Below are 25,035 nucleotides of genomic sequence, written 5' to 3'. Positions count from 1 at the left end.
GAGGGTCGAGGCCCGGTGCCGTCGCAGGGTCAGTTATCTGCCCTGAGGCGAGTGCCGTGGCAAGGAGGCGACTGATCGGGCGCCGATCACTGACCCCGGCCGGATCGCTGACGTGGGCCGGGGTCGAAGCTCGGTGCCTCTGCAGGCTCAGTGATCTGCTCCGGGTAAGTGCGGTGGCGGGGAGGCGACTGATCGGAGGCCGATCACTGACCCAGGGCAGACGACCGCACAACGGCCGATCGCCCCGCACGGGCAGATCGCGCGGCGCCGCAGCCGCCACTTTCCGCACCCGGTCCAGGAACACCGGTAGGCTGGGGGTTCCCCACCCGATACCTCGAGGTTTCGTCATGCCCTCTCAGCTTTCCCGCCGCGTCCTCTCGGCCGTGGCCGTCGGCGCGGTCGCCGCTCTGTCCCTCTCCGCCTGCGCCGGGTCCGACCCGGCGGCATCCGGTGACGGCGAGATCGTCTGGGCCATCGAGGGCGCGAACCTCTCGGCCGGCAAGATGGACCCGCAGACCAGCCAGCTCGACGTCACCGCGATGGTGCAGCGGGCCGTGCTCGACTCGCTCGTGTTCCAAGAGGCCGACGGATCGTTCTCGCCCTGGCTCGCCGAGTCATGGGACATCGAGGACGGCGGCGCGAGCTACCTCTTCCGCCTGCGCGACGACGTGACCTTCCACGACGGCACGCCCTTCGACGCGGCCGCGGTCAAGGCGAACTTCGACCGCATCGTCGACCCCGACACCGCCTCCGCCCAGGCCGCGAGCATGCTCGGCGGCGAGCTGTACGCGGGCACCGACGTCGTCGACGAGCACACCGTGCGCGTGCGGTTCACGCAGCCGTACGCGCCGTTCCTGCAGGCCGCGAGCACGGCGCTCCTCGGCTTCTACTCCCCGAAGGTGCTCGAGACCCAGGCCGACCAGCTCGCCGCGGGCGGTCCCGACGTCACCGTCGGCACGGGCCCCTTCGAGCTGACCGAGTACACGCCCGACCAGGACATCGTCTACACCCGCAACGACGACTACACCTGGGGTCCCGACGGCGCCGGCGCGCCGACCTTCAAGACGCTTCGCGTCGACATCCTCCCCGAGGCCTCGGTGCGGGTGGGGGCGCTCTCCAGCGGCCAGGCGGACGTCGTGACCAACCTGCCGCCGAACCTCGTGTCGCAGGTGCCGGCCGACGACACCGTCCAGTCGATCGCCTACCCGGGCCTGCCCTACTCGCTCTTCCTCAACGAGAAGTACGGTGTCTTCGCCGATCAGAAGGTGCGCCAGGCGTTCACCCGTGCGATCGACGTCGACACCGCCGTGAGCGAGATCTTCTTCGGCCAGTACCCTCGCGCGTGGAGCATCCTCGGCGCCACCACCCCCGGCTACGACGCGAGCCTTGAGAACTCGTGGCCCTTCGATCCGGCCGCCGCGAACGCCCTGCTCGACGAGGCCGGCTGGACCGGACGGGATGCCGACGGCATCCGCACCAAGGACGGCCAGCGCCTCACGGCCCGCTGGATCGCCTGGACCCCCGTGCCCGATGACCGCGCCGCGCTGGCCAACGCCGTGCAGAGCGACCTGAAGGCCGTGGGCTTCGACCTGCAGCGCGAGGTGCTCGAGCCGGGCGCGTACAACGAGCAGTACGGCCCGAAGACCTACGACGTCACCGACTGGGGCTTCTCCGGCGTCGACCCCGACCTGCTGCGCAGCCACCTCGCGACCGACGGGTTCCAGAACGCCTCGCAGGTGAGCGACCCGGCGATCGACGCCCTCCTCGAGCAGGGCGCCTCGACCACCGACACGGCCGCGCGCAACGACGTGTACGCCCAGGTGCAACAGTGGAACGCCGAGCACGCCGCGATCGTGCCCCTGTACAGCCCCACGCTGATCAGCGCCGTGCGCCCCGACGTCACCGGGCTGAGCTTCGACCTCTACGGTCGTCCGCTCTTCGCCACCGCCACGCTCGGCTGAGCGCCCCTGCGACGACGGATACCGGATGCCACGCTCTCGCCCGCGCGCGATCCTCACGCGCGTCGGCGGGCTCGTGGCATCCGTCGTCCTGGTCCTGTGGGGGGCGGCGACCCTGGCGTTCGTGGCCTTCCGCGTCATCCCGGGCGATCCCGTCGAGGTGATGCTCGGGCCGCAGGCGCAGGTGAGCGATGCGGTCAAGGCGGCGATGCGCAGCGATCTCGGCCTCGACCGCCCGGTGCTCGAGCAATATGCGGCGTTCCTCGGTCGCCTCGCCCGCGGCGACCTGGGCGAGTCGTACCAGCTGCGCCTGCCCGTGACCGAGGTGATCGGCCGGCAGCTCGGGCCGACGCTGCAGCTCTCGGCGCTCGCCCTGGTGATCGCGCTGGTGCTGGCCCTGGCATCCGCTCTGCTCGTGCGCGGGCGGACGGGCCGGGCCGTGGCATCCGGAATCGAGCTCGTGGTGCTGTCGTCGCCGGTGTTCTGGACGGGGCTCGTGCTGCTCAGCGTGTTCTCGTTCCAGCTGCGGTGGTTCCCGGTGTCGGGGGCGCGGGACGGCGCCGCGATCGTGCTCCCCGCGGTGACGCTGGCCCTGCCCGTCGCGGCCCTGCTGTCGCAGGTGCTGCGCGACGGCGTCGAGGCGGCCGAGCGCGAACCGTTCCTGCTGACCGTGCGGGCCCGCGGCGCCGGGGCGGTGCGCGAGAGCGTGCACCACACGCTGCGGCACGCGGGCGTCGGGGGACTCACCCTCGCCGCCTACCTCGTCGGATCCCTGCTGGGCGGGGCGGTGCTGGTCGAGACCGTATTCGCCCGACCGGGCATCGGCCGCGTGACGCTCACCGCCATCACCGACCGCGACCTGCCCGTGATCACCGGGGTGATCCTGCTCAGCGCGCTTGTCTTCGTCGTGGTCAACACGATCGTCGACCTCGTCGTGCCCCTCATCGACCCGCGGCTGCGTTCCGCGGGACCTGCTCTGCGCACGCGGACGGCGGTGCCGTCGTGAGCGGTCGCGCGACGAGCCGCGCCGGACGAACGGCGGCGCTGGGCGCAGCGGGCGTCGTGCTCGCGGCCATCGCCCTCGCCGCCGTCGCGCCGACGCTGCTGGCGACCCATGACCCGCTGCTCACCGACGTGCGCTCCGCGTTGCAGCCGCCCAGCGCGGCGCACTGGTTCGGCACCGATCAGAGCGGCCGCGACGTCTACTCGCGCGTCGTGCACGGGGCGGGGCGCTCGGTCGGCATCGGCCTGCTCGCCACCACCCTGGCGCTCGCGGTCGGCGTCGTGGCGGGCTCGCTGTCGGCCGTGGCGCCGCGCTTCGTCGACGCGGCCACGATGCGTGTGGTCGACGTGCTGCTGGCCTTCCCCGAGTTCCTCGTGGCGCTGCTCGTGGTGGCGGTACTCGGTCCCGGCGCGGTCAACGTCGCGATCGCGGTGACGATCGCGGCGGTTCCGGTGTACGTGCGACTCGCGCGCGCGCAGACGCGCTCGCTCGCGGCGGCGGAGCACGTCGAAGCGGCGCGCCTCATCGGCGTTCCCGCCGCGGTGGTGCACGTGCGCCACGTGCTGCCGGGGGTGCTCGGTGCCGTCAGCGTGCTCGCGACCATCGGGATCGGGACGAGCATCCTCGCCGCCGCGGGGCTCAGCTTCCTGGGACTCGGTCCCACCGAGCCGACGCCGGAGTGGGGCCTCATGCTCTCCGCGGGGCGCAACCTCCTGCTGCAGGCCCCGTGGGTGGCGCTGTTCCCGGGGGTGGCGATCACCGCGACCGTGGTGAGCGTCAGCGTCATCGGCCGCATCCTCCGCGCACGGGTCGAGGAGCGGGGCGCATGAGCGGCGTGCGGGTGCGGGGCTTGCGCATCGACGGTCCGTCGGGCGCGATCGTCAGCGGTCTCGACCTCGACGTCGCGCCGGGGGAATGCGTCGCGATCGTCGGCGAGTCGGGCACCGGCAAATCGGTGAGCGCCCGGGCGCTGCTGGGGCTCACACCGACGAACCTGCGAAGCACGGCCGACGAGCTCGAGATCGACGGCGTCGACGCGCGCGGCTTAGGCGAGAGGCAGTGGAGAGGGCTCCGCGGTCGTCGCATCGCACTGGTGTCGCAGGACGCCATCGTCTCGCTCGATCCTCTGCGCCGCATCGGTGCCGAGGTCGCCGAGCCGGTCCGCATCCACGAGCCCGCGGTGCGCGGTGCCGCTCTCGCCACCCGGGTGCGCGACAGCCTCGAGCGCGTGGCGATGCCGGAGCCCGACGAGCGTGCGCGGCACTACCCGCACGAGCTGTCAGGGGGCCTTCGTCAGCGCGCGCTCATCGCCTCCGCGCTGGCGGCGCACCCCGCGGTGCTGGTCGCCGACGAACCCACGACGGCACTGGATGCCACCGTGCAGGCCCGCGTGCTGGGCCTGCTCCGCCGCATCGCCGACGACGGCGTGGCGGTCGTGTTCATCAGCCACGATCTCGGTGCGGTCGCCCGGGTCGCCGATCGCATCGTCGTCATGCACGAGGGACGCGTCATCGAGACCGGTGCGACGGCCGAGGTGCTGGCATCCCCTCGCGATCCGCACACGCGAGCGCTCGTGGCGGCGGTCTCGCACGAGCCGCTCGGCCGGGCCCCGCGCACCGACGAGCCCCTGGTGAGCGCCGAGGGCCTCGTCAAGCGTTTCGACGATCGCGTGGCGGTCGACGGCGTCTCGCTCGCGGTGCGCCGCGGGCGCACCCTCGCGGTGGTGGGGGAGTCGGGCTCGGGCAAGACGACCCTCGCCCGCATGATCGTGGGGGTGACGGATCCGGATGCCGGGTCGCTGCGCTTCGACGCCCGTCCCTGGTCATCGCGGGTCGCCGTCGGCGCCGCGCGCACGCGCGTGCAGCTGGTGCAGCAGAATCCGTGGGGCGCGCTCGACCCGCGATGGACGGTCGGACGAACCCTGACCGAGGCCGTCGCCGCCGGAGGGGTGCCGCGCAGGGGGCGCCGCGCCGCCGTCGCCGCGCTGCTGGACGAGGTCGGGCTCTCCCCGGGGTTCGTGCGCCGTCGTCCCGCGCAGCTTTCCGGCGGGCAGCGGCAGCGCGTGGCGATCGCTCGCGCCCTGGCGGTGTCGCCCGATCTTCTCGTGCTCGACGAGCCCGTGTCGGCCCTCGACGCCTCGGTGCGGGCGCGCATCCTCGACCGCCTCCTCGCGCTGCAGGCCGAGCGCGACCTCGCGATGGTGTTCATCACGCACGACCTCGACGTGGTCGCCGCGATCGCCGACGACGTCATCGTGATGAAGGACGGTCGAGTGGTCGACTCGGGCGCCGTCTCGTGCGTCTTCGCCGACCCCGGGCACTCCTTCACGCGCGAGCTGCTCGCCGCCGCCGGCCTGGGCCCCGCGGCATCCTGAGCCCGCTCCGGGTCGCCGGCCCCCGCAGCCGCTTCCCTTCCCGCGCGCCCGCCCCGCGGCCGCACGCCCTCCCGCACGCCGCGCCCGGCGCCCGGGCCCGCCCCCGTCGAGCGTCGAGCGTCCACGACACGCCGCTTCGCTCCGTGCCGTGCGGCGTGTCGTGGACACTCGACCTGGAGGGCGTCCGGTACGTCCTGACAACCGCCGCTTAAGACGCCCGGCTCGCGTAGAATGGGGGGAACGGCGTCGATCCGGCCATCACCGGGGAGCTCGTGGAAGAAACGGGTCCAGGCCCGGACTAGAACCGCGCGGGGCAGGCCCGTCACAGCCGCAGTGAGAGTGGCGCTCCGTCGCGGGGCGCAATGCAGGGTGGTACCGCGGTCCCCACAGGATCGTCCCGGCGAGCAGACCTCGACCCGCGGAGAGACATGACCTACCCTCGCCCCTCATCCTTCGGCCCCGCCGCTGACCTCAGCGCCGCGGAGACGGCATCCGTCGTCCCCAGCCCCCGCTTCCCGACCATCGAGCAGGACACGCTCGCGTTCTGGCGGAGCGACGACACCTTCCGTGCGTCGATCGCGAACCGCGAGGGCGCCGAGGAGTGGGTGTTCTACGACGGCCCGCCGTTCGCGAACGGCCTGCCGCACTACGGTCACCTGCTCACCGGCTACGCGAAGGACGTCTTCCCGCGCTTCCAGACCATGCGCGGCAAGAAGGTCGACCGCGTCTTCGGGTGGGACACCCACGGCCTGCCCGCCGAGCTCGAGGCGATGAAGCAGCTCGGCATCACCGAGAAGGACGAGATCGAGGCGATGGGCGTGGCGACCTTCAACGCCAAGGCCCGCGACTCGGTGCTCGAGTACACGCGCGAATGGCAGGACTACGTCACCCGCCAGGCCCGCTGGGTCGACTTCGAGCGCGGCTACAAGACGCTCGACACGACCTACATGGAGAGCGTCCTCTGGGCCTTCAAGACCCTGCACGACAAGGGCCTCGCGTACGAGGGCTACCGCGTGCTGCCGTACTGCTGGCGCGACGAGACGCCGCTGTCGACGCACGAGCTGCGCATGGACGACGACGTGTACAAGATGCGCCAGGACCCGTCGGTCACCGTGACGTTCCCGCTCGTCGGTGCCAAGGCCGAGGCCCTGGGCCTCACGGGTGTGTGCGCCCTGGCGTGGACGACGACGCCGTGGACGCTGCCGACGAACCTCGCGCTCGCGGTGGGTCCCGGCATCCGGTACGCGGTCGTCGAGGGCGGACCCCACGGCGCCGCCGACGTGCACCGGGCTCCCGACGGCACGGCCGACGAAGCTTTCGAAGCGGTCGCGCACCGCTACCTGCTGGCCGAGGACCTGCTGCCGAACTACGCCAAAGACCTGGGCTACGAGAGCCCGGATGCCGCTCGCGCGGCCGTGCAGACCACGGTCCTGGGCGCGGAGCTCGAGGGCGTGTCGTACGACCGCCTCTTCGACTACTACGCCGACGCCGAGACGTGGGGCACGCAGAACGCGTGGAAGATCCTCGTCGACGACTACGTCACCGTCTCCGACGGCACCGGCATCGTGCACCAGGCTCCTGCCTACGGTGAGGACGACAAGCGTCTCGCGGATGCCGCGGGCCTGCCGACCATCATCTCGCTCGACGACGGCGGCCGGTTCCTGTCGGCGGTCACCGACGTCGCGGGGGAGCTCTGGATGGAGGCCAACCGGCCCCTCATCCGCTTGCTCACGCAGGCCGGCCGCCTGCTGCGCGAAGCGTCGTACGAGCACTCGTACCCGCACTGCTGGCGCTGCCGGAACCCCTTGATCTACAAGGCCGTGTCGAGCTGGTTCGTGCGCGTGACCGACATCAAGGACGATCTGCTGGCGAACAACCAGCAGATCACCTGGGTGCCCGAGAACGTCAAGGAGGGCCAGTTCGGCAAGTGGCTCGAGGGCGCGCGCGACTGGTCGATCAGCCGCAACCGCTACTGGGGTTCGCCGATCCCGGTCTGGAAGAGCGACGACCCGAACCACCCGCGCGTCGACGTGTACGGCTCGCTCGCCGACATGGAGGCCGACTTCGGCCGCCTCCCGCGCAACGCCGACGGCGAGGTGGATCTTCACCGTCCCTACATCGACGATCTGACGCGCCCGAACCCCGACGACCCGACGGGTGAGTCGACGATGCGCCGCATCGAAGACGTCCTCGACGTCTGGTTCGACTCGGGTTCGATGCCGTTCGCGCAGGTGCACTACCCGTTCGAGAACCACGAGTGGTTCGACGAGCATGCCCCCGCCGACTTCATCGTCGAGTACATCGGACAGACCCGCGGCTGGTTCTACGTCATGCACGTCCTGTCGACCGCGCTCTTCGACCGCCCGGCCTACACGGGCGTGTCGTGCCACGGCATCGTGCTCGGCAACGACGGGCAGAAGATGTCGAAGTCGCTGCGCAACTACCCCGACGTCCGCGAGGTCTTCGACCGCGACGGCTCGGATGCCATGCGGTGGTTCCTCATGTCGTCGAGCGTGCTGCGCGGGGGGAACCTCGTCGTAACCGAGGAGGGCATCCGCTCGGGCGTGCGCGAGTTCCTGCTGCCGCTGTGGAATGCGTGGTACTTCTTCGCGACCTACGCGAATGCGTCAGGCACTGAGGGGTACACCGCCGAGTGGCGCACCGACTCGACCGACGTGCTCGACCGGTACATCCTCGCGCTCACCGGCGACCTCGTGACGAACGTCGCGGCCGATCTCGAGGGCCTCGACTCCACGACCGCGGCCGAGCGCCTGCGCGACTTCGCCGAGGTGCTGACGAACTGGTACATCCGCCGCTCGCGCGACCGCTTCTGGGTCGGCGTGACCGACGACCCGACGAGCCGCGAGGCCTTCGACACGCTCTACACCGTGCTCGAGACGCTCACCCGCGTCGCCGCCCCGCTCATCCCGCTCGTGTCGGAGCGCGTGTGGCAGGGGCTCACCGGCGGGCGCAGCGTGCACCTGACCGACTGGCCCGACGCCTCGGCGTTCCCCGCGGCGGAAGACATCCGCACCGCGATGGACACCGTCCGCGAGGTCTCCAGCGTCGCCAACGCCCTGCGCAAGAAGGAGGGCAAGCGCGTGCGCCTGCCGCTTCCGCGTCTGACGGTGGTGACCCCGGATGCCGCGGGCCTCGCGCAATTCGACGACATCCTGCGCGAGGAGCTCAACGTGAAGAGCGTCGAGCAGGTCGCGCTGCAGGACGGCACCGCCGCCGAGTACGGGATCACGCACCGCCTGTCGGTCAACGCGCGCGCCGCGGGGCCGCGCCTGGGCAAGCAGGTGCAGCAGGCGATCAAGGCCGCCCGCGAGGGCGACTGGAGGGAGGTCGACGGACAGGTCGTCGCCGGCGGCATCCCGCTCGAGCCCGCCGAGTACGACCTGGTCGTCGAGACGGCGGGCCGGCCGGAGGGCGAGGCGCTCGCGGTCCTCGCCGGCGGTGGTTTCGTGCTGCTCGACACCGTCACCACCCCCGAGCTCGAGGCCGAGGGCCTGGCGCGCGACATGATCCGGGGCATCCAGGACACCCGCAAGGCCGCCGGCTTCGACGTGAGCGACCGCATCTTCCTGTCGCTGACGTTCGTCGAGGACGCCGACGCGCAGGCGGTGGCACAGGCGTTCGACGCCGCGGGCGTGGCATCCGAGACGCTCGCCGAGGCCGTCGTGCTGGCGGGACCCGAGGGCCGGCTCATCGAGCACGGCTCCGCCCTGCCCGCCGAGTACGAGACGCAGATCGCCGCGAAGACCTACGCGAACGTCGGTGCCGTCACGGTCGCCGTCGCGCGGATCGGAGCGTCCGCATGAGCGACCGCACCCGGGCCGACGCCGTCTACAGCGCCCTCCTGCAGCGACAGGGCGAGCAGTGGGTGCAGCCGCGTGTCGAGCGCACGCGCCGCGTGCTCGAGCTGCTCGCCGACCCCCAGCGCACCTACCGCGTCATCCACGTGACCGGCACGAACGGCAAGACCTCGACCAGCCGCATGATCGAGAGCCTGCTGCGCGCGATGGGCCTGCGCACCGGCCTGTTCACCAGCCCCCACCTCGAGCGCTTCACCGAGCGCATCCTCATCGACGGCGAACCCGTGGCGGATGCCGCGATCGCCGACGCGTGGGACGAGATCCAGCCGTTCGTCGACATGGTGGATGCCGAGCTCTCGGCATCCGACGACGCTCCGCTGACCTTCTTCGAGCTCCTCACCGTGCTCGCCTTCGTCGTGGCGGCGGACGCCCCGATCGATGTGCTCGTGCTCGAGGTCGGCATGGGCGGCGAGTGGGATTCCACCAACACCGCCGACGGAGACGTGGCGGTGTTCACCCCGATCGACATCGACCACGCGGACCGCCTCGGGTCGACGATCGCCGAGATCGCGACCGTCAAGGCCGGGATCATCAAGCCCGGTGCGGCGGTCGTCACGGCCGCCCAACCGCCCGAGGCGCTGCGGGCCGTCCGCGCGCGCGCCGAGAAGGAGGGCGCCACCGTCTCCGTGGCGGGCGACGGCTTCGCCCTCGAAGACCAGACCCTGGCCGTCGGCGGGCAGCAGGTGTCGATTCGCGGCGTGGCCGGGAGCTACCGCGAGGTGTACCTCCCGCTCTACGGGGCCCACCAGGGCGCCAACGCCGCCCTCGCCGTCGCCGCGGTCGAGTCGCTCATCGGCGGGGGAGAGCAACCGCTCAACGCCGACGTCGTGGCCGACGGCCTCGGCAACGCGACCTCGCCGGGCCGCCTGCAGCTCCTCGGTACCGCGCCGACCGTGTTCGTCGACGCCGCCCACAACCCGCACGGCGCCCGCGCCCTGGTCGCGGCGTTGAAAGAGTCGTTCGACATCGACGAGTGGGGCGCCGTGGTCGGCATCCTGGAGGGGAAGGATGCCGCGGGCATCATGACGACGCTCGCCCCGGCCGTCGCCCGGGTCTTCGCCACCGCGCCCGACAGCGACCGCGCGACCGATCCCGATGCGATCGCCGATGTCGCCGAGGCCGCCGGCCTGCCGGTGACGGTGCACCCGACGCTCGAGGACGCCGCCGACGCGGCGCGCTCCTGGGCCGTCGAGTCGGACCGACGGGCTGTCGTGATCGCCGGGTCCGTCGTTCTCGCGGGAGAGGCTCTGCGCCTGTCGGAACTCGAGGACTGGAAGGCCGGGTGGCAGGGATGAGCCCGCGCGAACCGCGTGCCCCGCGGCCCCGTCGTCAGCGCGGCGCGCAGGAGTCCCTCGGCGCGGTGGTCCTCGGCTTCGAGTCGATCATCGTCTTCCTCGGCGGTCTCGTGGTCTACGGCCTCAAGGTGCTTCCGTTCGGCATCGAGCCGTGGTGGGGGATCGTCGGCGGTGTCGTCCTCGCCGTCGCCATGGTCGCGGTCTCGGGCTCGTTGCGGCACCGCTGGGCGCTGTTCGCCGGGTGGGGGCTGCAGGTGCTCCTCCTGCTCGGGGGGTTCCTGGTTCCGGCCCTCGCCGTGGTCGCTCTCATTTTCGGCGGCATGTGGGCGTATGCGACGATCAAGGGAGCGGCCCTCGATCGTGCGAACGCGCGGCGGGCCGCCGACCCCGACCTCTCGAACGGAGAATGACCCATGGCCACCGAAGAGACCCTCGTCCTGGTCAAGCCCGATGGCGTGGCTCGCGGCCTGACCGGCGCGATCCTCGCCCGCATCGAGGCGAAGGGCTACGCCCTCGTCGACATCCGCCTGGTCGAGCCCGACCGTGAGACCCTCGCCCGGCACTACGCCGAGCACGAGGGCAAGCCCTTCTACGAGCCGCTGCTCGAGTTCATGATGTCGGGCCCCTCGGTCGCGATCCGCCTCGCGGGCAACCGCGTCATCGAGGGATTCCGCTCCCTCGCCGGCACGACCGACCCCACCACCGCCGCCCCCGGCACCATCCGCGGCGACTTCGGCCGCGACTGGGGCCTCAAGGTGCAGCAGAACCTCGTGCACGGCAGCGACAGCGTCGAATCCGCGGAGCGCGAGCTCGCGATCTGGTTCGCCTGAGCCTGAATGCCGAGAAGGCCGCCGCCCGAGAGGGTGGCGGCCTTCGTCGCTCCCGCGGGCCTGTCGTGACGCACCGCTGGCCTTTCGCGGCGTGAGGTGGCTGAGCCTGTCGACGCCACCGCCTCGGCGGTTCCCGGCCCCTTCGACGGGGTCAGGGACCTCCGCTCGCGACCCGGGTGGCTGAGCCTGTCGACGCCACCGCCCCCCCCGGGACTCTGTGCCGCCGGGTGCGCTCGGGCCCCGCGTTTCAGACGCGCGGACGACTCACCGCGCTCCGGCGACCCGCCGTGAGCCAGGCCACCGGACCCAGCACGGGCACCAGCACAATGAGCGCCGCCCACAGTGCCACCGCCAGTGACGACGCCGAGCCGGCCGTGCGCGAGAGACTGACCAGCCCCCAGATCGCGAGCCCCAGCGCGACGACGGCGCCACCCGACCACACGAGGTCGCTCGTCGCGGGCACCAGGGGGTTCGCGGCATCCATGTCCCGAACGCTACCGCGCTCGCGTCAGAGCTGCGACAGCACGTCCAGGCGCACCTGCGCCAGCACGGCGACGACGACGTAGCACGCGAAGCTCATGAGGGGCACCCACACCATCAGTCGGTCGGCGATCTCCCGCACCTTCGGCGCGCCCGGGATCACGCCCTCGCGCAGCACGTGCAACGTCACCACGAAGAACGACGGGATGACCACCGACCACGTGACCATGCACCACGGGCAGAGGGTCGCGAGGACGAACAGGCTCTGCGCGATGAGCCAGACGACGAAGCCGATGGCGAAGACGAACCCGAGCCAGAACAGCACCCAGAACCACCGGGCGAACCGGGCACCCGCCAGCAGCGCCATTCCGACCACGATCGGCGCGATCCACGCGGCGAGGCCGATGATCGGGTTGGGGAAACCGAAGACGCTGCCCTGCGACGATTGCAGATTGGTCGAGCACTGCACGAGGACGCTGAAGTCGCACGAGGCGGCGGCCCCCGGGTTCATGAGCTGATGGAAGCGTTCCATGGTGAGCGAGAACGCCGCCCACCATCCGACCGCGCCCGCGAGGATCAACCAGATCGCGACGCCGATCGGACGACGGGGGGTGACACTTTCGCTCATGGGGCGATTCTGCCACCGTCGGCATATCGGCCCGCTGTGGGCCTCTCGGCGTCGAGCGAACGCCGGGAGACGCGCCACGGGAGGGGGCGGATGCCGCCGCGTGTCGCCCGTCGCCGTCGATCGGGCCGCTCGACGGGCCCGTCCGCTGGCTGTTTCGCCGGTCCGTGCGATAATGAAAGCTGATGTGACCGCGGCCGCGCCGCAGGAACATCACCCAGAAGACTTCGGGCGATGACCGCCCTTCGCAGCACGAGCCGCAGGCCTGCTGCAGACCGAGTGAGTTCGCAGCCCCGCCGGGTGCGGCGCTGCATGAGATTTCGTCGGGCGACGCGCGGTGTCGCCCGCCAGGGAGAACCCCGAATGGCCGAAGTGACCGACGATCAGACCCCCGCCGAGCAGGCGCCGATCGAGAACCCCGAGACCGAGACCCGCGAGACCGAGGCGGTCGCCACGTCCGACCCCGCCGATACCACGCCTGCCGCGACCTCCGGTGTCGACGAGGAAGAGGCTGCGGTCCAGGATGCCGCGCATGCCGCCGCCGAGGACACCCGGGCGCCGGCCGTGCTCGAGGGCGACACCGCCACGGGCGACACCGCCACGGGCGACGCCGCCACGGGCGAGCAGCCCGAGGGCGAGGCCGACGCGGAGGCTCCGGTCGACCCGTCCGCCGTCTCGGCAGACGATGTCGCCATCGGCGGCGACTCCGACGCCCCCGCCGACGCGCTCGTCGAGCGGAGCGGCACCTCTTCGACCGCCGAGGCGACTGCCGCCCTCGAGGAGCCCGCCTCCGCGGAGCCCGCCCCCGAGAAGCTCGCGAAGGCCGAAGAGGCCGTCGCGGTGGAGCCGGAGAAGTCCGCCGAGACCGAGAAACCCGCGCGCCCGACGGCGGTGTCGCTCGGCCTTCTGCCCGAGAACTTCGTGTCGGCCGTCTCGACCGCTCTGCACTTCTACGCTCCCGCGCTCCCGCCGCTGCCCGTCCGCGAGGAGTCGTGGGATCGCGACGACCGCGACGATGAGGGTCCCGCCGAGCGCGGTTCGTCCAACGCCCGTCGACGCAACCGCCGCCGTGGGGGAGCGGGCACCGGCGCCGCCGATGACGCCCCTGAGGCTCCCGCCGCCCCCGTCCGCCAGCGCGCGGTCGAGGTCATCACCGAGCCGCAGCGCATCAAGGGCTCCACGCGTCTCGAGGCCAAGAAGCAGCGTCGCCGCGACGGACGCGAGGCCGGCCGCCGCCGGCCCGTGGTGACCGAGGCGGAGTTCCTCGCCCGCCGCGAGGCCGTCGACCGCGTCATGGTCGTGCGCTCGAAGGCGGGTCGCATCCAGATCGCCGTGCTCGAGGACAACGTGCTCGTCGAGCACTACGTCGCCCGCAACCAGGACGCCTCGCTCATCGGCAACGTCTACCTCGGTCGCGTGCAGAACGTGCTCCCGAGCATGGAGGCGGCGTTCGTCGACATCGGCCGTGGCCGCAACGCGGTGCTGTACTCCGGCGAGGTCGACTGGGATGGCGTCGAGACCAACAACCAGCCCCGCCGCATCGAGCTGGCGCTCAAGTCGGGCGACCGCGTGCTCGTGCAGGTCACGAAGGATCCCGTGGGCCACAAGGGTGCACGCCTGACGAGCCAAATCTCGCTGCCCGGCCGCTACCTGGTCTACGTGCCGAACGGCACGATGAACGGCATCTCGCGGAAGCTCCCCGACACCGAGCGCGCCCGTCTGAAGAAGATCCTGAAGGAGGTGCTCCCCGAGTCCTCGGGCGTGATCGTGCGCACCGCCGCCGAAGGCGCCACCGAGGAGCAGCTCACCCTCGACGTGCAGCGCCTCACCTCGCAGTGGGAGCACGTGTCGAGCCAGGTCAAGACGATCCAGGCCCCGGCCCTGCTGCACTCCGAGCCCGATCTGCTCGTCAAGATCGTGCGCGACGTCTTCAACGAGGACTTCACGCGCATGCTCATCCAGGGCGACGAGGCGCTGCAGACGATCTCGTCGTACCTCCAGGGCGTCGCCCCCGACCTGCTCGAGCGGGTCGAGAAGTACGAGGGCGAGCAGGACCCGTTCGACGCGTTCCGCGTCACGGAGCAGATCGAGAAGGCTCTCGACCGCAAGGTGTGGCTGCCCTCGGGCGGTTCGCTCGTCATCGACCGCACGGAGGCGATGACGGTCGTCGACGTCAACACCGGCAAGTTCGTCGGTTCGGGCGGCAATCTCGAAGAGACCGTCACGAAGAACAACCTCGAGGCCGCCGAGGAGATCGTCCGTCAGCTCCGCCTGCGCGACATCGGCGGCATCATCGTCGTCGACTTCATCGACATGGTCCTGGAGTCCAACCGCGACCTCGTGCTCCGACGCCTCATCGAGTGCCTGAGCCGTGACCGCACGAAGCACCAGGTCGCCGAGGTCACCTCGCTCGGCCTGGTGCAGATGACGCGCAAGAAGCTCGGCCTCGGCCTGCTCGAGACCTTCAGCGAGGCGTGCGAAGTGTGCGCCGGCCGTGGCGTCATCGTGCACCACGATCCCGTGGTGCGCCATCGCGCCACGGGATCGGCGGGCGGCAACGGCGGCGGTAACGGCAACGGCGGTTCGTCGAACCGACGCGGTCGCGGCGGAAACGGACAGAACGGCAACGGCCAGAACGGCGGCAACGGAAACGGCTCGCCGCAGAACGGCGGCAACGGCGGCAACACCGGGGCAGCCGCCGCGCAGGCGGGCGGAACGCACGTCATCACCGAGGGGGTGAAGTCCGCGCTCGCGCAGATCGCGGCATCCACCGTGAAGCCCACCATCGACGACCCGGCGGTCGTCGAAGCCGCGGTCGTCGCCTCGGTGGAGGCCGTTCTCGAGGCCAAGTCGGAGTCCGAGGCCCCCGCGGCACCGGCGCGCGAGAAGCGTCCGCGCAAGAAGCGCGAGCCCAAGGCCCCCCGCACCGAGAAGGACGCTCTCCTCGAGTCCGTGCTCGAGGCGCTTCCCGAGCCCAAGGCCCCGGGACAGGGTCGTTCACGTCGGCGCGTGACCACGGCCGCCCTCACCGGCACCCCGGTGAACGCGCAGCCGCCCGCCGACGCCTGAGCTCCCGGCATCCGTCATCGAGGTGTCGGACGTGTCACTCCCGCTCGTCTGCGGAGGGCGCGTCCGGCACCTCACTCGTGGGGGCGACGCCGCTCGCGCGCGGTGATGCGCAGCCCCGAGGCGCGCAGGCGGCGCACGAGCTCCTTGCCGCCCACGTGCTGGGCACCCGCGGCGACGAGGTCGGCGTGCCGCTCATCGGGCACGTCGTAGTGGTCGAGATCGAAGGCGCGCGGAGGGATGCCGGCGGCGGCGGCGAAGGCGTGCAGCTCGTCGAGGTCGCTGTCGCTCACCAGGTGTGCCCACAGCCGTCCGTGCGCGGGCCACTGCGGGTCGTCGATGAGGATCGCCATCCCGCGATCCTACGGTCGACACGCGGGGCGGATGCTTTTGCCGGATCCTCCCGGGTGAGCTAAACTTGACCCTTGGTGCGTCGCGTCCGCTCTCATCGGAGCGTGACCCCGCTGACTTTCGTCGGCCGGATCGCACCGAGACTTGGGTCGTCAGACCCTCCGACGTCATCAGACAACCGGAGCCGTGCGCTCCCGAACGAAAACAGGTGTGAAGTGGTTTACGCAGTTGTGCGCGCCGGCGGCCGCCAGGAGAAGGTCCAGGTCGGCACGGTCGTCGTGCTCGACCGCCAGAAGGCGAAGGTCGGCGAGAGCATCCAGCTGCCCGCCGTCCTGTTCGTCGACGGCGACGCGGTCACGACCGACGCCGACAAGCTCGCGAAGGTCTCGGTCACGGCCGAGGTGCTCGGCGAGGAGCGCGGTCCGAAGATCGTGATCCAGAAGTTCAAGAACAAGACCGGCTACAAGAAGCGCCAGGGCCACCGTCAGGACCTCACGCGCGTCAAGATCACCGGCATCAAGTAAGAGCCAGGAGACGCAGAGATGGCACACAAAAAGGGCGCAAGCTCCACCCGCAACGGTCGTGACTCCAACGCACAGCGCCTCGGCGTGAAGCGCTTCGGCGGCCAGGCCGTCAACGCCGGCGAGATCCTCGTCCGCCAGCGCGGCACGCACTTCCACCCCGGCGCCAACGTCGGTCGTGGTGGCGACGACACGCTGTTCGCTCTGGCCGCCGGTGCGGTCGAGTTCGGCAACAAGGGCGGCCGCAAGGTCGTCAACATCGTCGCTGCTGCGGAGTAATCCTCAGCGCTCCGGCGCTTCCGAGGGGGTGGGCACTGCCCGCCCCCTCGTCTTTTTTCCCGTGCACGGCTGACCCGAACCCCGCCTGCACCGACGGCATCCCCGTCTCCGCCGCGTCGGCCCCGCCGCCGCCCACCCGGAAGGACCCGCCATGGTCACCTTCGTCGACCGCGTGACCCTGCACCTGCGTGCGGGCAAGGGCGGCAACGGCTGCGTCTCGGTGCGCCGTGAGAAGTTCAAGCCGCTGGCCGGTCCCGACGGCGGGAACGGCGGCAGCGGCGGCGACGTCGTGCTCGTCGCCGACCCGCAGGTGACGACCCTGCTGTCGTACCACCACTCGCCGCACCGCTCCGCGGGCAACGGCGGTTTCGGTATGGGCGATCACCGCTCGGGCGCCTTGGGCGAGGACCAGGAACTCCCCGTCCCGCTCGGCACCGTGGTGAAAGACCCCGACGGCAACGTGCTGGTCGACATGCTCAGCCCCGGCATGCGCTTCGTCGCCGCGCCCGGCGGCCTGGGCGGTCTCGGCAATGCGGCCCTGGCCTCGCCGAAGCGAAAGGCCCCCGGCTTCGCCCTGCTCGGCACCCCCGGCTGGGAGGGCGATGTCGTCCTCGAGCTGAAGACCGTGGCCGACGTGGCGCTGGTCGGCTTCCCGTCCGCCGGCAAGTCGAGCCTCATCGCCGCGGTCTCCGCCGCGCGGCCCAAGATCGCCGACTATCCCTTCACCACCCTCCACCCCAACCTGGGCGTGGTGCAGGCGGGCGATGCGCGGTACACGATCGCCGACGTACCCGGCCTCATCGAGGGCGCGAGCGAGGGCAAGGGTCTGGGGCTCGAGTTCCTGCGTCACGTCGAGAGGTGCACGGCGCTGGTCCACGTGCTCGACTGCGCGACGCTCGACCCGGGCCGCGATCCGCTGAGCGACCTCGACATCATCCTCGCGGAGCTCGCTGCCTACCCGGTGCCCGAGGGTCAGGTGCCGCTGCTCGAGCGCCCGCAGATCGTCGTGCTCAACAAGATCGACGTGCCCGAGGCGCACGAGCTCGCGGACTTCGTCCGTCCCGACATCGAGGCGCGCGGCTTCCGGGTCTTCGAGATCTCCACCGTCAGCCGCGCGGGTCTGCGCGAGCTCACGTTCGCCCTCGGCGACATCGTGGAGCAGCACCGCCTCGCCACCATCGACGACGCTCCCGCCGAGCGGGTCGTCATCCGTCCCAAGGGCGCGGAGAAGGACTTCGAGATCAAGGTGGAGGGCGGCACGTACGGCCCCCTTTACCGCATCCTCGGCGACAAGCCGGTCAAGTGGGTGCAGCAGACCGACTTCCAGAACGAGGAGGCGGTGGGTTATCTCGCCGACCGCCTCGCCCGTCTGGGCGTCGAAGACGGTCTCTTCCGCGCCGGCGCGGTCGCCGGTGCGACGGTCGTCATCGGGCCCGGCGACGGCATCGTCTTCGACTGGGAGCCCACGCTCACCTCCGCCGCGGAGCTCATGACCGCGCCGCGCGGAACCGACCCCCGCCTGGTGCAGAACAACCGCCGCACCTCCTCGGAGCGTCGCGAGCAGTATCACGAGCGAATGGATGCCAAGGCCGACGCCCGCGCCGAGCTCGAGGCCGAGCGCCGTGCGGCGCGTGCCGCGGGGATCTCGCCCGACGGCGACTCGTCCGCCCTGACGTCCGAGGACGAGGAGCGGTGACCGCGACGACCCGCGCCGATATCCCCGGCGCATCCCGCGTCGTGGTCAAGGTCGGGTCGTCGTCGATCAGCGGCGACGGCGCTCACCGCATCGACACGATCGTCGACGCGCTGTCCCGCGCCCACGGAAGCGGCACCGAGGTGGTCCTCGTGTCGTCGGGCGCGATCGCCACCGCCCTGCCCCTGCTCGACCTGGAGGGGCGGCCGAACGACCTCGCGACGCAGCAGGCGGCCGCCGCCGTGGGCCAGAACGTGCTCATGTGGCGCTACCAGACCTCGCTCGACCGGTTCGGACTGCTGGCCGGGCAGGTGCTGCTGACCGCCGGCGACCTCGAGAACGCCACGCACCGCTCCAACGCTCGGCGTGCCATGGAGCGGCTGCTCGGTCTCGGCATCCTGCCCATCGTCAACGAGAACGACACCGTCGCCACCCACGAGATCCGCTTCGGCGACAACGATCGGCTCGCAGCCCTCGTGGCCCAGCTCATCGGTGCCGACGCCCTGGTGCTGCTGAGCGACATCGAAACCCTCTTCACCCGCCCGCCGAGCGAGCCGGGCGCCCGCCCGATCACCGATGTGGCCTGGGGCGACGATCTCTCCGACTTCGAGTTCGGTGCCGGGGTCGTCAACGGTGTCGGCACCGGGGGAGCGGCCACGAAGGCGTCCGCGGCGAAGCTCGCGTCGACCGCCGGCGTCGGTGTGCTCGTCACGAGCGCCGACCTCGTGGCATCCGCCCTCGCGGGAGACGCGGTGGGCACCTGGTTCGCTCCGAACCCCGATCCCGTCACCCTGGCCACGGGCCCCGTGGGCGCCGTGAGCGCGCCGGTACACTGAGCCCATGACCGTGATCGCCGCCTCCGTCGACGAGCGCCTGCGTCTGGCCAAAGACGCCGCGCGCGAGATCGCGCTGCTCGACTCGGCGCGCAAGAGCGCGCTGCTCGTCGCCGTCGCGGACGCCATCGACGAGGCCTCCGCCGAGATCGTCGCGGCCAACGCCGACGATCTCGAGCGCGGTCGGACGGATGCCATCGGCGAGTCGCTGCTCGACCGTCTGCGCCTCGACGCGGGGCGCGTCGCGGCGCTGGCCGCCGCCGTCCGCGCGGTCGCCGAGCTCCCCGACCCGGTGGGTCGCGTGCTCGACACGCGCACGCTCCCCAACGGTCTCGCGCTGCAGAAGGTCGCCGTGCCGTTCGGCGTCGTCGGCTCGATCTACGAGGCGCGCCCGAACGTGACCGTCGACATCGCGTCGCTCGCGCTGCGCTCAGGCAACGCCGTCGTCCTGCGGGGCGGTTCAGCGGCGCAGAGCAGCAACGCCACGCTCGTCCGGGTCATGCGCGATGCACTGAGCGCCCAGGGCGTCGACCCCGAGGCGATCCAGAGTGTCGACGACTTCGGGCGAGACGGTGCGCGCGCGCTCATGAATGCTCGCGGTCTCGTCGACGTCCTCGTGCCGCGGGGGAGCGCTTCGCTCATCGAGACCGTGGTGACCGAGTCCACCGTCCCCGTGATCGAGACCGGCGCGGGCGTGGTGCACGTCTTCCTCGACGCCACGGCGCGTGACGACTGGGCGCGCGACATCGTCCTGAACGCCAAGGTGCAGCGGCCGAGCGTGTGCAACGCCGTCGAGACGGTCCTCGTTCATCGCGACGCCGCCGACCGTCTGCTGCCCGAGCTGCTGGCATCCCTCTCCGACGCCGGGGTGACCGTGCACGGCGACGACGCCACCCGCGCGCACGACGACCGAGTCGTGGCCGCCACCGACGACGACTGGGCGCGCGAGTACGGGACGCTCGACCTCGCGGTGCGCGTGGTCGACGACCTCGACGAGGCTCTCGCGCACATCCGTCGCTATTCGACCCAGCACACGGAGTCCATCGTCACGGCCGACCAGGCCGCCGCCGACCGGTTCCTGGCGGAGGTCGACTCCGCCGTGGTGCTCGTGAACGCATCCACGCGTTTCACCGACGGAGGCGAGTTCGGCTTCGGCGCCGAGGTCGGCATCTCCACCCAGAAACTGCACGCCCGCGGACCCATGGGTCTCGCCGAGCTGACGAGCACCAAGTGGCTCGGGCGCGGCGACGGCCAGGTGCGCGCCTGACCGCCTAAAATGGCAACGCGCGTTGCGATGCGCGGATCTTTCGAACGGAGCACTGATGACTTTCGTGTCACTTCTCGCCCAGGCCGCTGAAGAGGGCGCCCACCACGGGGGCAACGTCCAGGCCTCGACCTTCTGGTACGGCGTGGTGGCCTTCGTCGTCTTCGTCTCGCTGAGCCTGGTCACGCTGTCGTACCGCAACGTGTCCAACCGTCACGCGCACAAGGCCGCGGCCTACACGCAGAAGCACGGCACGCCCACGCCCGAGGCCCACGGCCACTGAGGGCCACCGTATGTCGGTGACGCGCGCCCCTCGTATCGGGGTCATGGGTGGGACGTTCGATCCCATCCATCACGGTCACCTCGTCGCGGCCAGTGAGGTCGCGCAATCGTTCGATCTCGACGAGGTCGTCTTCGTGCCCACGGGTCGTCCCTGGCAGAAAGACGACGTCACCGAGAGCGAGCATCGCTATCTCATGACGGTGATCGCGACGGCATCCAATCCGCAGTTCACCGTGAGCCGCGTCGACATCGATCGCGCGGGCCCCACCTATACGATCGACACGTTGCGCGACCTGCAGGAGCAACGCCCCGGCGCCGAGCTCTTCTTCATCACCGGAGCCGACGCGGTCGCGCAGATCCTCAGCTGGCGCAATCACCAGGAGCTGTGGGACCTGGCGCATTTCGTCGCCGTCTCGCGTCCGGGTCATGTGCTCACCACGGAGGGACTCCCCTCCGAGAACGTGAGCCAGCTGGAGATCCCGGCGTTGTCGATCTCGTCCACAGACTGCCGCGCGCGTGTGCGCCGAGGACACCCGGTGTGGTACCTCGTGCCCGACGGCGTCGTGCAGTACATCGCGAAGCATCACCTCTACCGGAGTAAGGCATGAGCTCTTCCGAGACCCCAGAGACGCCCGCCCTGACCCGTCGTCAGCTGCGCGAGCTGCGTCAAACCGGCGCGACCCCGATCATCCCGCCGCAGCCCGAGGGCGAACAGGCTCCGGATGCCGCGACCTCCGCACCCGCTGAGGTCATCGACGCAGTGCCCGCCGCCGCGGGCGACGAGGCGGCCAACGGCTCCGCGGGTGACGAGTCGACCGCCGATTCCGCGGGTGACGTCGTGGACGACGGCGCCGTGGGCACGCCCGCCCAGGAGCCCTCCGTCGAGAACACGCCGGTCGAGGAGGCCCCCGCCGAGGAGGAGGCCTCCGTCCCGGCACCCGCCGAAGAACCGGCCACCCCCGCCCTGCGGCCCGCAGTATTCGACTCGCCCTTCGCCGACGCGGGCGCCGAGTTCGGTGTGTCGGGTCTGACCCGACGCCAGGCGCGCGCGCAGGAGAAGATCCGCACGGCGGCCGTTCCGATCATCAGTTCCGACCTCGAGCCCGCGCAGCCCCGCCAGGCCGCCCCGCAGGCCCCGGTCGCCGAGGAGACCGCGCCTCCCGCGATCTTCCGTCCCGCCGCCTCCGAGACGGACGAGAGCCCGGTCGCGACCACCGAGGAAGCGCCCGCGCCGTCGGTGGTCAATCCGGCACTGGGCTCCGACCTGCTCGACGGGCAGACGCCCGACATCAGCCTGCCGGCGTCGTTCGATCAGCTCATCTCGCGCAACACCGGCGCCACGGGCGCCGTCTCCACCCCGAACGCACTGATCCTGTCGCAGACCCCGACCGGCGTGCCGCTGGTCGGCCCCATCAACGGCACGGGCGAGATCATGATCACCGGCACCTTCGCGCTCCCCGAGGGGCTCGGATCCGTCGGCCACGCACCCGGCACCACCGACGGCCGTGACGCCGACGCGGTGCTCCTCGACGGCGAGCTCCCGCCCGCCTCGTCCCCCACGCCGATCGCCGCCAGCGCCGCGATCAGCACCGTCAAGCAACCCGGCGAGATCATTCGCCCCCCGGCGCCCGAGAAGGGGAGCAAGCTCCTCGTCGGCCTCATCATCACGACCGGCGCCCTCGCGCTGGCGGTGGCCGTCACTCTCGTGCTCGCCTTCACGACAGGAGTCTTCCGATGACAGCCACCGACAACGGGCGGGAGATGGCGCAGATCGCCGCTCTCGCCGCCGACTCCAAGAGCGGCGACGACATCGTCGCCCTCGACGTGTCTGAGCCTCTTCCGCTGGTCGACGTGTTCCTGCTCGTCACCGGCCGCAACGAGCGCAACGTCGCGGCGATCGCCGACGAAATCGAAGAGAAGCTGCTCGAGGCCGGCCACAAGCGCCTGCGCCGCGAGGGCCGCCAGGAGTCCCGCTGGGTCCTCCTCGACTTCGGTGATCTGGTCGTGCACGTGTTCCACGAGGAGGAGCGCGTCTACTACGGTCTCGAGCGTCTGTGGAAGGACTGCCCGGTCATCCCGATCGAGCTGCCCACCCCCGCGACCGCGTCCGAGTGACCACGCCGCGAACATCGCCCTCTGCCGATCGGCAGGGGGCGTTTTCGTGTGGCCGGAGCGGGCGAGCCGACGTGCCCTTCGAAAGGCCCCGGATCGGCATCCGTTCAGGCATCGAGATCGGATGCCGGGATCCGGATCGCCCCGATTCCCGAGGCGTCCCGGGAAGCTAGGCGGCAGGGAGAGGGCGACTGGCGGGAACGCCGCCGCAACCAGGAAAGCCCCCGCCGAAGCGGGGGCTTTCTCTACCGGGTGGACCTGAGGGGACTCGAACCCCTGACCCCCTGCATGCCATGCAGGTGCGCTACCAGCTGCGCCACAGGCCCGTATTTTTGTTTTCCGCCCCGTTTGAGGCAACTCCATGAGCTTACAACACGGATCGCAGACGAGGAAAATCGACGCCGCCGGGCGTGTCGTCGGACGACGTCACGGCAGCCAGCAGTCGCTGTCGAAGCTCCTGACCACGGGCGCTGAGCGCGCGCTGTCGCGCGACGTACGCGGCTTTGCCCTTCGGCGTTTCGATGGCCACCGCGTCGTAGCCCCAGTCGGTGAGGTCGTACGGCGACGCTTCCATGTCGAGGGTGCGGATGTCGCGGGCGAGTGCGAACGCGTCGAGGAGCACGGAGCCGGGGACGAGAGGGCCGAGCTTGACCGCCCACTTGTAGACGTCCATGCCGGCGTGCAGGCAGCCCGGCTGCTCCCACTCCACCTGATCGTCGCGCCGCAGCGTACGGCGGTTGAGCGGCACGGCGTCGGGGGTGAAGAATCGGAACGCGTCGAAGTGGGTGCACGTGAGGTCATGCGCGTCGACCACCGCGTCGGTGCCGGCACGGCCCAACCGCAGCGGAACGGCGTGGCGCACCTCGTCGGCACGGTAGGCCATCGCCCACTCGTGCAGACCGAAGCACCCGAACTGCGGGGCGCGATCGCGCGTCGCGCGCAGGAGGTTCACGATCCCGCGGTACATCGAGCCCCTGTCGGCGCGGAAGCCGGCGGCATCCACGCGCACGTCGTCGCCGTCGGCGCGGTACCAGCGCCAGGAGGTGCGTTCGGCCGCGTCTCGCAGGATCACGTCCGGTCCCGGATGCCACCGCCGCAGGATCGCGGGCTTGTACGAGTAGTACGTGAACAGGAAGTCCTCGACGGGGTGCTTCTCGCCGCGGCTCGCGCGCGCGCGGTGCGCGGCGGTCATCGCGTCCGCGCGCTCAGCGTGGGCGGAGGCCAGCGGCGTCCATTCGTCGCGGGCGAGGACCGCGTCGGTGTCGATGGTCACGGTCATTCGACGGGGGCGATGAGCTCGGGGGAGTCGTTGCGCACGTTGCCGACCGCCGACGACACGACGTGGTCGTCGAGCGTCTCGGCCACGTCGGGGGCCGCATCGATCGCGGCGTCGAGGATGTCGCCGACGTTCTCGGTGGTCGGGTCGAGCCACGCATCGGCGACATCGGGGTCCATGAACAGCGGCATGCGGTCGTGGATCGAGCCGAGGCGGCCGATGGAGTCGCGCGTGAGGATCGTGCAGCTCAGCACCCATCGCGCCGGATCGTCCTCGGCGCGGGCAGGGTCTTTCCACCACTCGTAGAGTCCCGCGAAGAACAGCGGCGACCCGTCGGCGGGGTGGATGTAGTGCGGCGTCTTGCCCGCCTCGGTGGTCTTCCACTCGTAGTACCCGGATGCCGGGATGATCGCGCGCCGCTTGATGAGCGCGTTGCGGAACATCGGCTTGTCTTCGACCTCTTCGCTGCGGGCGTTGAAGGCCCGCGCGCCGATTTTCAGGTCTTTCGCCCAGCCCGGCACGAGACCCCAGCGGGCCACTTCGAGGCGGCGCACCGGCGGCTCGCTCTTGAGCGAGTCGAGCACGATGGCCACCGGCGAGGTGGGAGCGATGTTGTACGACGGCTGAGGCAGGTCATCGGCCTCGACGTCGACGCGCAGCACCCCCACGAGTTCACTGGCGACATTGGCCACGACGAATCGACCGCACATACCTCCACCGTACGCGGACCCTCCGACATCGGCGCGACCGTCACCCTTCCCGCGCTCTCGGCGAAGCGCAGAGCCGCGCGCATCCGACGGTCTCGCGACGTGCGGGTTCTCGGCACACCACCGGATCGCCGATTACCTCCGAGACCCGCCGAGGCTGCGCGACTCCTCGAGGTTCCGCACGGCGCGGGGCGCCGCGGCATCCGGG

General features: G+C 71.3%; 23 protein-coding genes and 1 tRNA gene. 18 read left to right on the top strand and 6 right to left on the bottom strand.

The genetic code is table 11. The annotated features are described in order from the left end of the window. Positions 1-347 precede the first annotated feature (347 nt). From AB0N80_RS14995 to ndk, 8 genes are all read left to right on the top strand, one after another. Entirely contained in the window at positions 348-1,961 is a 1,614-nt protein-coding gene (locus tag AB0N80_RS14995; protein ID WP_363579180.1) for an ABC transporter substrate-binding protein, read from the top strand. Between the two features lie 25 nt (positions 1,962-1,986). Then, positions 1,987-2,964 carry an ABC transporter permease gene (locus AB0N80_RS14990; RefSeq protein ID WP_363579178.1) on the top strand — a complete coding sequence of 326 codons (978 nt, stop codon included), beginning with the start codon at positions 1,987-1,989 and terminating at the stop codon, positions 2,962-2,964. Beyond that, complete coding sequence (locus tag AB0N80_RS14985; protein WP_363579176.1) at positions 2,961-3,791, top strand: ABC transporter permease; 831 nt, start codon at positions 2,961-2,963, stop codon at positions 3,789-3,791. Before AB0N80_RS14990 ends, AB0N80_RS14985 begins: the two co-directional genes overlap by 4 nt. Next, a complete protein-coding gene (locus AB0N80_RS14980; protein ID WP_363579174.1) occupies positions 3,788-5,335 on the top strand; it encodes an ABC transporter ATP-binding protein in 1,548 nt (515 codons plus the stop codon). The genes AB0N80_RS14985 and AB0N80_RS14980 overlap by 4 nt, the downstream gene beginning before the upstream one ends. Positions 5,336-5,763: 428 nt before the next feature. Beyond that, positions 5,764-9,159, top strand: a complete 3,396-nt coding sequence (gene ileS / locus AB0N80_RS14975) for an isoleucine--tRNA ligase (protein WP_363579172.1) — start codon at positions 5,764-5,766, stop codon at positions 9,157-9,159. Further along, positions 9,156-10,508, top strand: coding sequence for a folylpolyglutamate synthase/dihydrofolate synthase family protein (locus AB0N80_RS14970; protein WP_363579170.1), 1,353 nt, complete (start codon positions 9,156-9,158; stop codon positions 10,506-10,508). Before ileS ends, AB0N80_RS14970 begins: the two co-directional genes overlap by 4 nt. Further along, positions 10,505-10,918, top strand: coding sequence for a DUF4233 domain-containing protein (locus tag AB0N80_RS14965; protein WP_315995602.1), 414 nt, complete (start codon positions 10,505-10,507; stop codon positions 10,916-10,918). Before AB0N80_RS14970 ends, AB0N80_RS14965 begins: the two co-directional genes overlap by 4 nt. Positions 10,919-10,921: 3 nt before the next feature. Beyond that, positions 10,922-11,338 carry a nucleoside-diphosphate kinase gene (gene ndk / locus AB0N80_RS14960; RefSeq protein ID WP_103209139.1) on the top strand — a complete coding sequence of 139 codons (417 nt, stop codon included), beginning with the start codon at positions 10,922-10,924 and terminating at the stop codon, positions 11,336-11,338. A gap of 247 nt (positions 11,339-11,585) precedes the next feature. Here the strand turns inward: ndk and AB0N80_RS14955 are convergent, their stop codons facing one another. Then, positions 11,586-11,822, bottom strand: coding sequence for a PLDc N-terminal domain-containing protein (locus AB0N80_RS14955; RefSeq protein ID WP_363579167.1), 237 nt, complete (start codon positions 11,820-11,822; stop codon positions 11,586-11,588). 24 nt (positions 11,823-11,846) lie between these two features. Continuing rightward, the gene (locus tag AB0N80_RS14950; RefSeq protein WP_363579165.1) at positions 11,847-12,446 is read right to left on the bottom strand and encodes a vitamin K epoxide reductase family protein; all 600 of its coding nucleotides are present in this window, start codon (positions 12,444-12,446) and stop codon (positions 11,847-11,849) included. 360 nt (positions 12,447-12,806) lie between these two features. On the opposite strand from AB0N80_RS14950, the gene AB0N80_RS14945 reads away from it, so the two are divergent. Beyond that, positions 12,807-15,512, top strand: a complete 2,706-nt coding sequence (locus tag AB0N80_RS14945; RefSeq protein ID WP_363579163.1) for an Rne/Rng family ribonuclease — start codon at positions 12,807-12,809, stop codon at positions 15,510-15,512. Between the two features lie 71 nt (positions 15,513-15,583). Here the strand turns inward: AB0N80_RS14945 and AB0N80_RS14940 are convergent, their stop codons facing one another. Further along, positions 15,584-15,862 carry a DUF4031 domain-containing protein gene (locus AB0N80_RS14940; protein ID WP_315995606.1) on the bottom strand — a complete coding sequence of 93 codons (279 nt, stop codon included), beginning with the start codon at positions 15,860-15,862 and terminating at the stop codon, positions 15,584-15,586. A 213-nt stretch (positions 15,863-16,075) separates the two neighbouring features. Between AB0N80_RS14940 and rplU the strand changes: the two genes are divergently transcribed. The 9 genes from rplU (at position 16,076) to rsfS (ending at position 22,847) form a co-directional block, all read left to right on the top strand. Beyond that, positions 16,076-16,384: a 50S ribosomal protein L21 gene (rplU, locus tag AB0N80_RS14935; RefSeq protein ID WP_076675829.1), complete on the top strand. Its 309-nt coding sequence runs from the start codon at positions 16,076-16,078 to the stop codon at positions 16,382-16,384. A gap of 18 nt (positions 16,385-16,402) precedes the next feature. Continuing rightward, a complete protein-coding gene (gene rpmA, locus AB0N80_RS14930; RefSeq protein ID WP_058596273.1) occupies positions 16,403-16,660 on the top strand; it encodes a 50S ribosomal protein L27 in 258 nt (85 codons plus the stop codon). Positions 16,661-16,811: 151 nt separating this feature from the next. Next, positions 16,812-18,356 (top strand): GTPase ObgE, encoded by a 1,545-nt coding sequence (gene obgE, locus AB0N80_RS14925; protein WP_363579161.1) that lies wholly within the window; start codon positions 16,812-16,814, stop codon positions 18,354-18,356. Beyond that, positions 18,353-19,189, top strand: a complete 837-nt coding sequence (gene proB / locus AB0N80_RS14920) for a glutamate 5-kinase (RefSeq protein ID WP_315995608.1) — start codon at positions 18,353-18,355, stop codon at positions 19,187-19,189. Before obgE ends, proB begins: the two co-directional genes overlap by 4 nt. A 4-nt stretch (positions 19,190-19,193) precedes the next feature. After that, entirely contained in the window at positions 19,194-20,453 is a 1,260-nt protein-coding gene (locus tag AB0N80_RS14915; RefSeq protein WP_315995609.1) for a glutamate-5-semialdehyde dehydrogenase, read from the top strand. Positions 20,454-20,508: 55 nt separating this feature from the next. Next, positions 20,509-20,733, top strand: a complete 225-nt coding sequence (locus tag AB0N80_RS14910; RefSeq protein WP_315995610.1) for a hypothetical protein — start codon at positions 20,509-20,511, stop codon at positions 20,731-20,733. A gap of 10 nt (positions 20,734-20,743) precedes the next feature. Continuing rightward, a complete protein-coding gene (gene nadD, locus AB0N80_RS14905) occupies positions 20,744-21,340 on the top strand; it encodes a nicotinate-nucleotide adenylyltransferase (RefSeq protein WP_136585537.1) in 597 nt (198 codons plus the stop codon). Continuing rightward, positions 21,337-22,470, top strand: coding sequence for a hypothetical protein (locus tag AB0N80_RS14900; protein WP_363579159.1), 1,134 nt, complete (start codon positions 21,337-21,339; stop codon positions 22,468-22,470). The genes nadD and AB0N80_RS14900 overlap by 4 nt, the downstream gene beginning before the upstream one ends. Next, on the top strand, positions 22,467-22,847 hold the full coding sequence (rsfS, locus tag AB0N80_RS14895; RefSeq protein ID WP_315995612.1) for a ribosome silencing factor: 381 nt from the start codon (positions 22,467-22,469) through the stop codon (positions 22,845-22,847). The genes AB0N80_RS14900 and rsfS overlap by 4 nt, the downstream gene beginning before the upstream one ends. Before the next feature lie 250 nt (positions 22,848-23,097). Here the strand turns inward: rsfS and AB0N80_RS14890 are convergent. The 3 genes from AB0N80_RS14890 to AB0N80_RS14880 form a co-directional block, all read right to left on the bottom strand. Further along, positions 23,098-23,170 (bottom strand) — tRNA-Ala (locus AB0N80_RS14890). A 41-nt stretch (positions 23,171-23,211) separates the two neighbouring features. Then, positions 23,212-24,036 (bottom strand): 3-methyladenine DNA glycosylase, encoded by an 825-nt coding sequence (locus AB0N80_RS14885; protein ID WP_363579398.1) that lies wholly within the window; start codon positions 24,034-24,036, stop codon positions 23,212-23,214. Positions 24,037-24,119: 83 nt separating this feature from the next. Beyond that, a complete protein-coding gene (locus tag AB0N80_RS14880; RefSeq protein ID WP_315995613.1) occupies positions 24,120-24,830 on the bottom strand; it encodes an SOS response-associated peptidase in 711 nt (236 codons plus the stop codon). Positions 24,831-25,035: the final 205 nt, after the last annotated feature.

Source organism: Microbacterium sp. NPDC089188, from assembly GCF_040685155.1.
In the GTDB taxonomy this organism is placed as follows: Bacteria; Actinomycetota; Actinomycetes; order Actinomycetales; family Microbacteriaceae; genus Microbacterium; species Microbacterium galbum.
The sequence above is the reverse complement of the archived record's forward strand: the minus strand, read 5'-3'. Positions and strand labels throughout refer to the sequence as shown.

Excerpts from the sequence above, each read along its gene's own strand:
- AB0N80_RS14995 (WP_363579180.1), top strand. The coding sequence starts at position 348 with ATGCCCTCTCAGCTTTCCCGCCGCGTCCTCTCGGCCGTGGCCGTCGGC.
- AB0N80_RS14990 (WP_363579178.1), top strand. The coding sequence starts at position 1,987 with ATGCCACGCTCTCGCCCGCGCGCGATCCTCACGCGCGTCGGCGGGCTC.
- AB0N80_RS14980 (WP_363579174.1), top strand. The coding sequence starts at position 3,788 with ATGAGCGGCGTGCGGGTGCGGGGCTTGCGCATCGACGGTCCGTCGGGC.
- ileS (WP_363579172.1), top strand. The coding sequence starts at position 5,764 with ATGACCTACCCTCGCCCCTCATCCTTCGGCCCCGCCGCTGACCTCAGC.
- AB0N80_RS14970 (WP_363579170.1), top strand. The coding sequence starts at position 9,156 with ATGAGCGACCGCACCCGGGCCGACGCCGTCTACAGCGCCCTCCTGCAG.
- AB0N80_RS14965 (WP_315995602.1), top strand. The coding sequence starts at position 10,505 with ATGAGCCCGCGCGAACCGCGTGCCCCGCGGCCCCGTCGTCAGCGCGGC.
- ndk (WP_103209139.1), top strand. The coding sequence starts at position 10,922 with ATGGCCACCGAAGAGACCCTCGTCCTGGTCAAGCCCGATGGCGTGGCT.
- AB0N80_RS14955 (WP_363579167.1), bottom strand. The coding sequence starts at position 11,822 with ATGGATGCCGCGAACCCCCTGGTGCCCGCGACGAGCGACCTCGTGTGG.
- AB0N80_RS14950 (WP_363579165.1), bottom strand. The coding sequence starts at position 12,446 with ATGAGCGAAAGTGTCACCCCCCGTCGTCCGATCGGCGTCGCGATCTGG.
- AB0N80_RS14945 (WP_363579163.1), top strand. The coding sequence starts at position 12,807 with ATGGCCGAAGTGACCGACGATCAGACCCCCGCCGAGCAGGCGCCGATC.
- AB0N80_RS14940 (WP_315995606.1), bottom strand. The coding sequence starts at position 15,862 with ATGGCGATCCTCATCGACGACCCGCAGTGGCCCGCGCACGGACGGCTG.
- rpmA (WP_058596273.1), top strand. The coding sequence starts at position 16,403 with ATGGCACACAAAAAGGGCGCAAGCTCCACCCGCAACGGTCGTGACTCC.
- obgE (WP_363579161.1), top strand. The coding sequence starts at position 16,812 with ATGGTCACCTTCGTCGACCGCGTGACCCTGCACCTGCGTGCGGGCAAG.
- AB0N80_RS14915 (WP_315995609.1), top strand. The coding sequence starts at position 19,194 with ATGACCGTGATCGCCGCCTCCGTCGACGAGCGCCTGCGTCTGGCCAAA.
- AB0N80_RS14910 (WP_315995610.1), top strand. The coding sequence starts at position 20,509 with ATGACTTTCGTGTCACTTCTCGCCCAGGCCGCTGAAGAGGGCGCCCAC.
- nadD (WP_136585537.1), top strand. The coding sequence starts at position 20,744 with ATGTCGGTGACGCGCGCCCCTCGTATCGGGGTCATGGGTGGGACGTTC.
- AB0N80_RS14900 (WP_363579159.1), top strand. The coding sequence starts at position 21,337 with ATGAGCTCTTCCGAGACCCCAGAGACGCCCGCCCTGACCCGTCGTCAG.
- rsfS (WP_315995612.1), top strand. The coding sequence starts at position 22,467 with ATGACAGCCACCGACAACGGGCGGGAGATGGCGCAGATCGCCGCTCTC.
- AB0N80_RS14885 (WP_363579398.1), bottom strand. The coding sequence starts at position 24,036 with ATGACCGCCGCGCACCGCGCGCGCGCGAGCCGCGGCGAGAAGCACCCC.
- AB0N80_RS14880 (WP_315995613.1), bottom strand. The coding sequence starts at position 24,830 with ATGTGCGGTCGATTCGTCGTGGCCAATGTCGCCAGTGAACTCGTGGGG.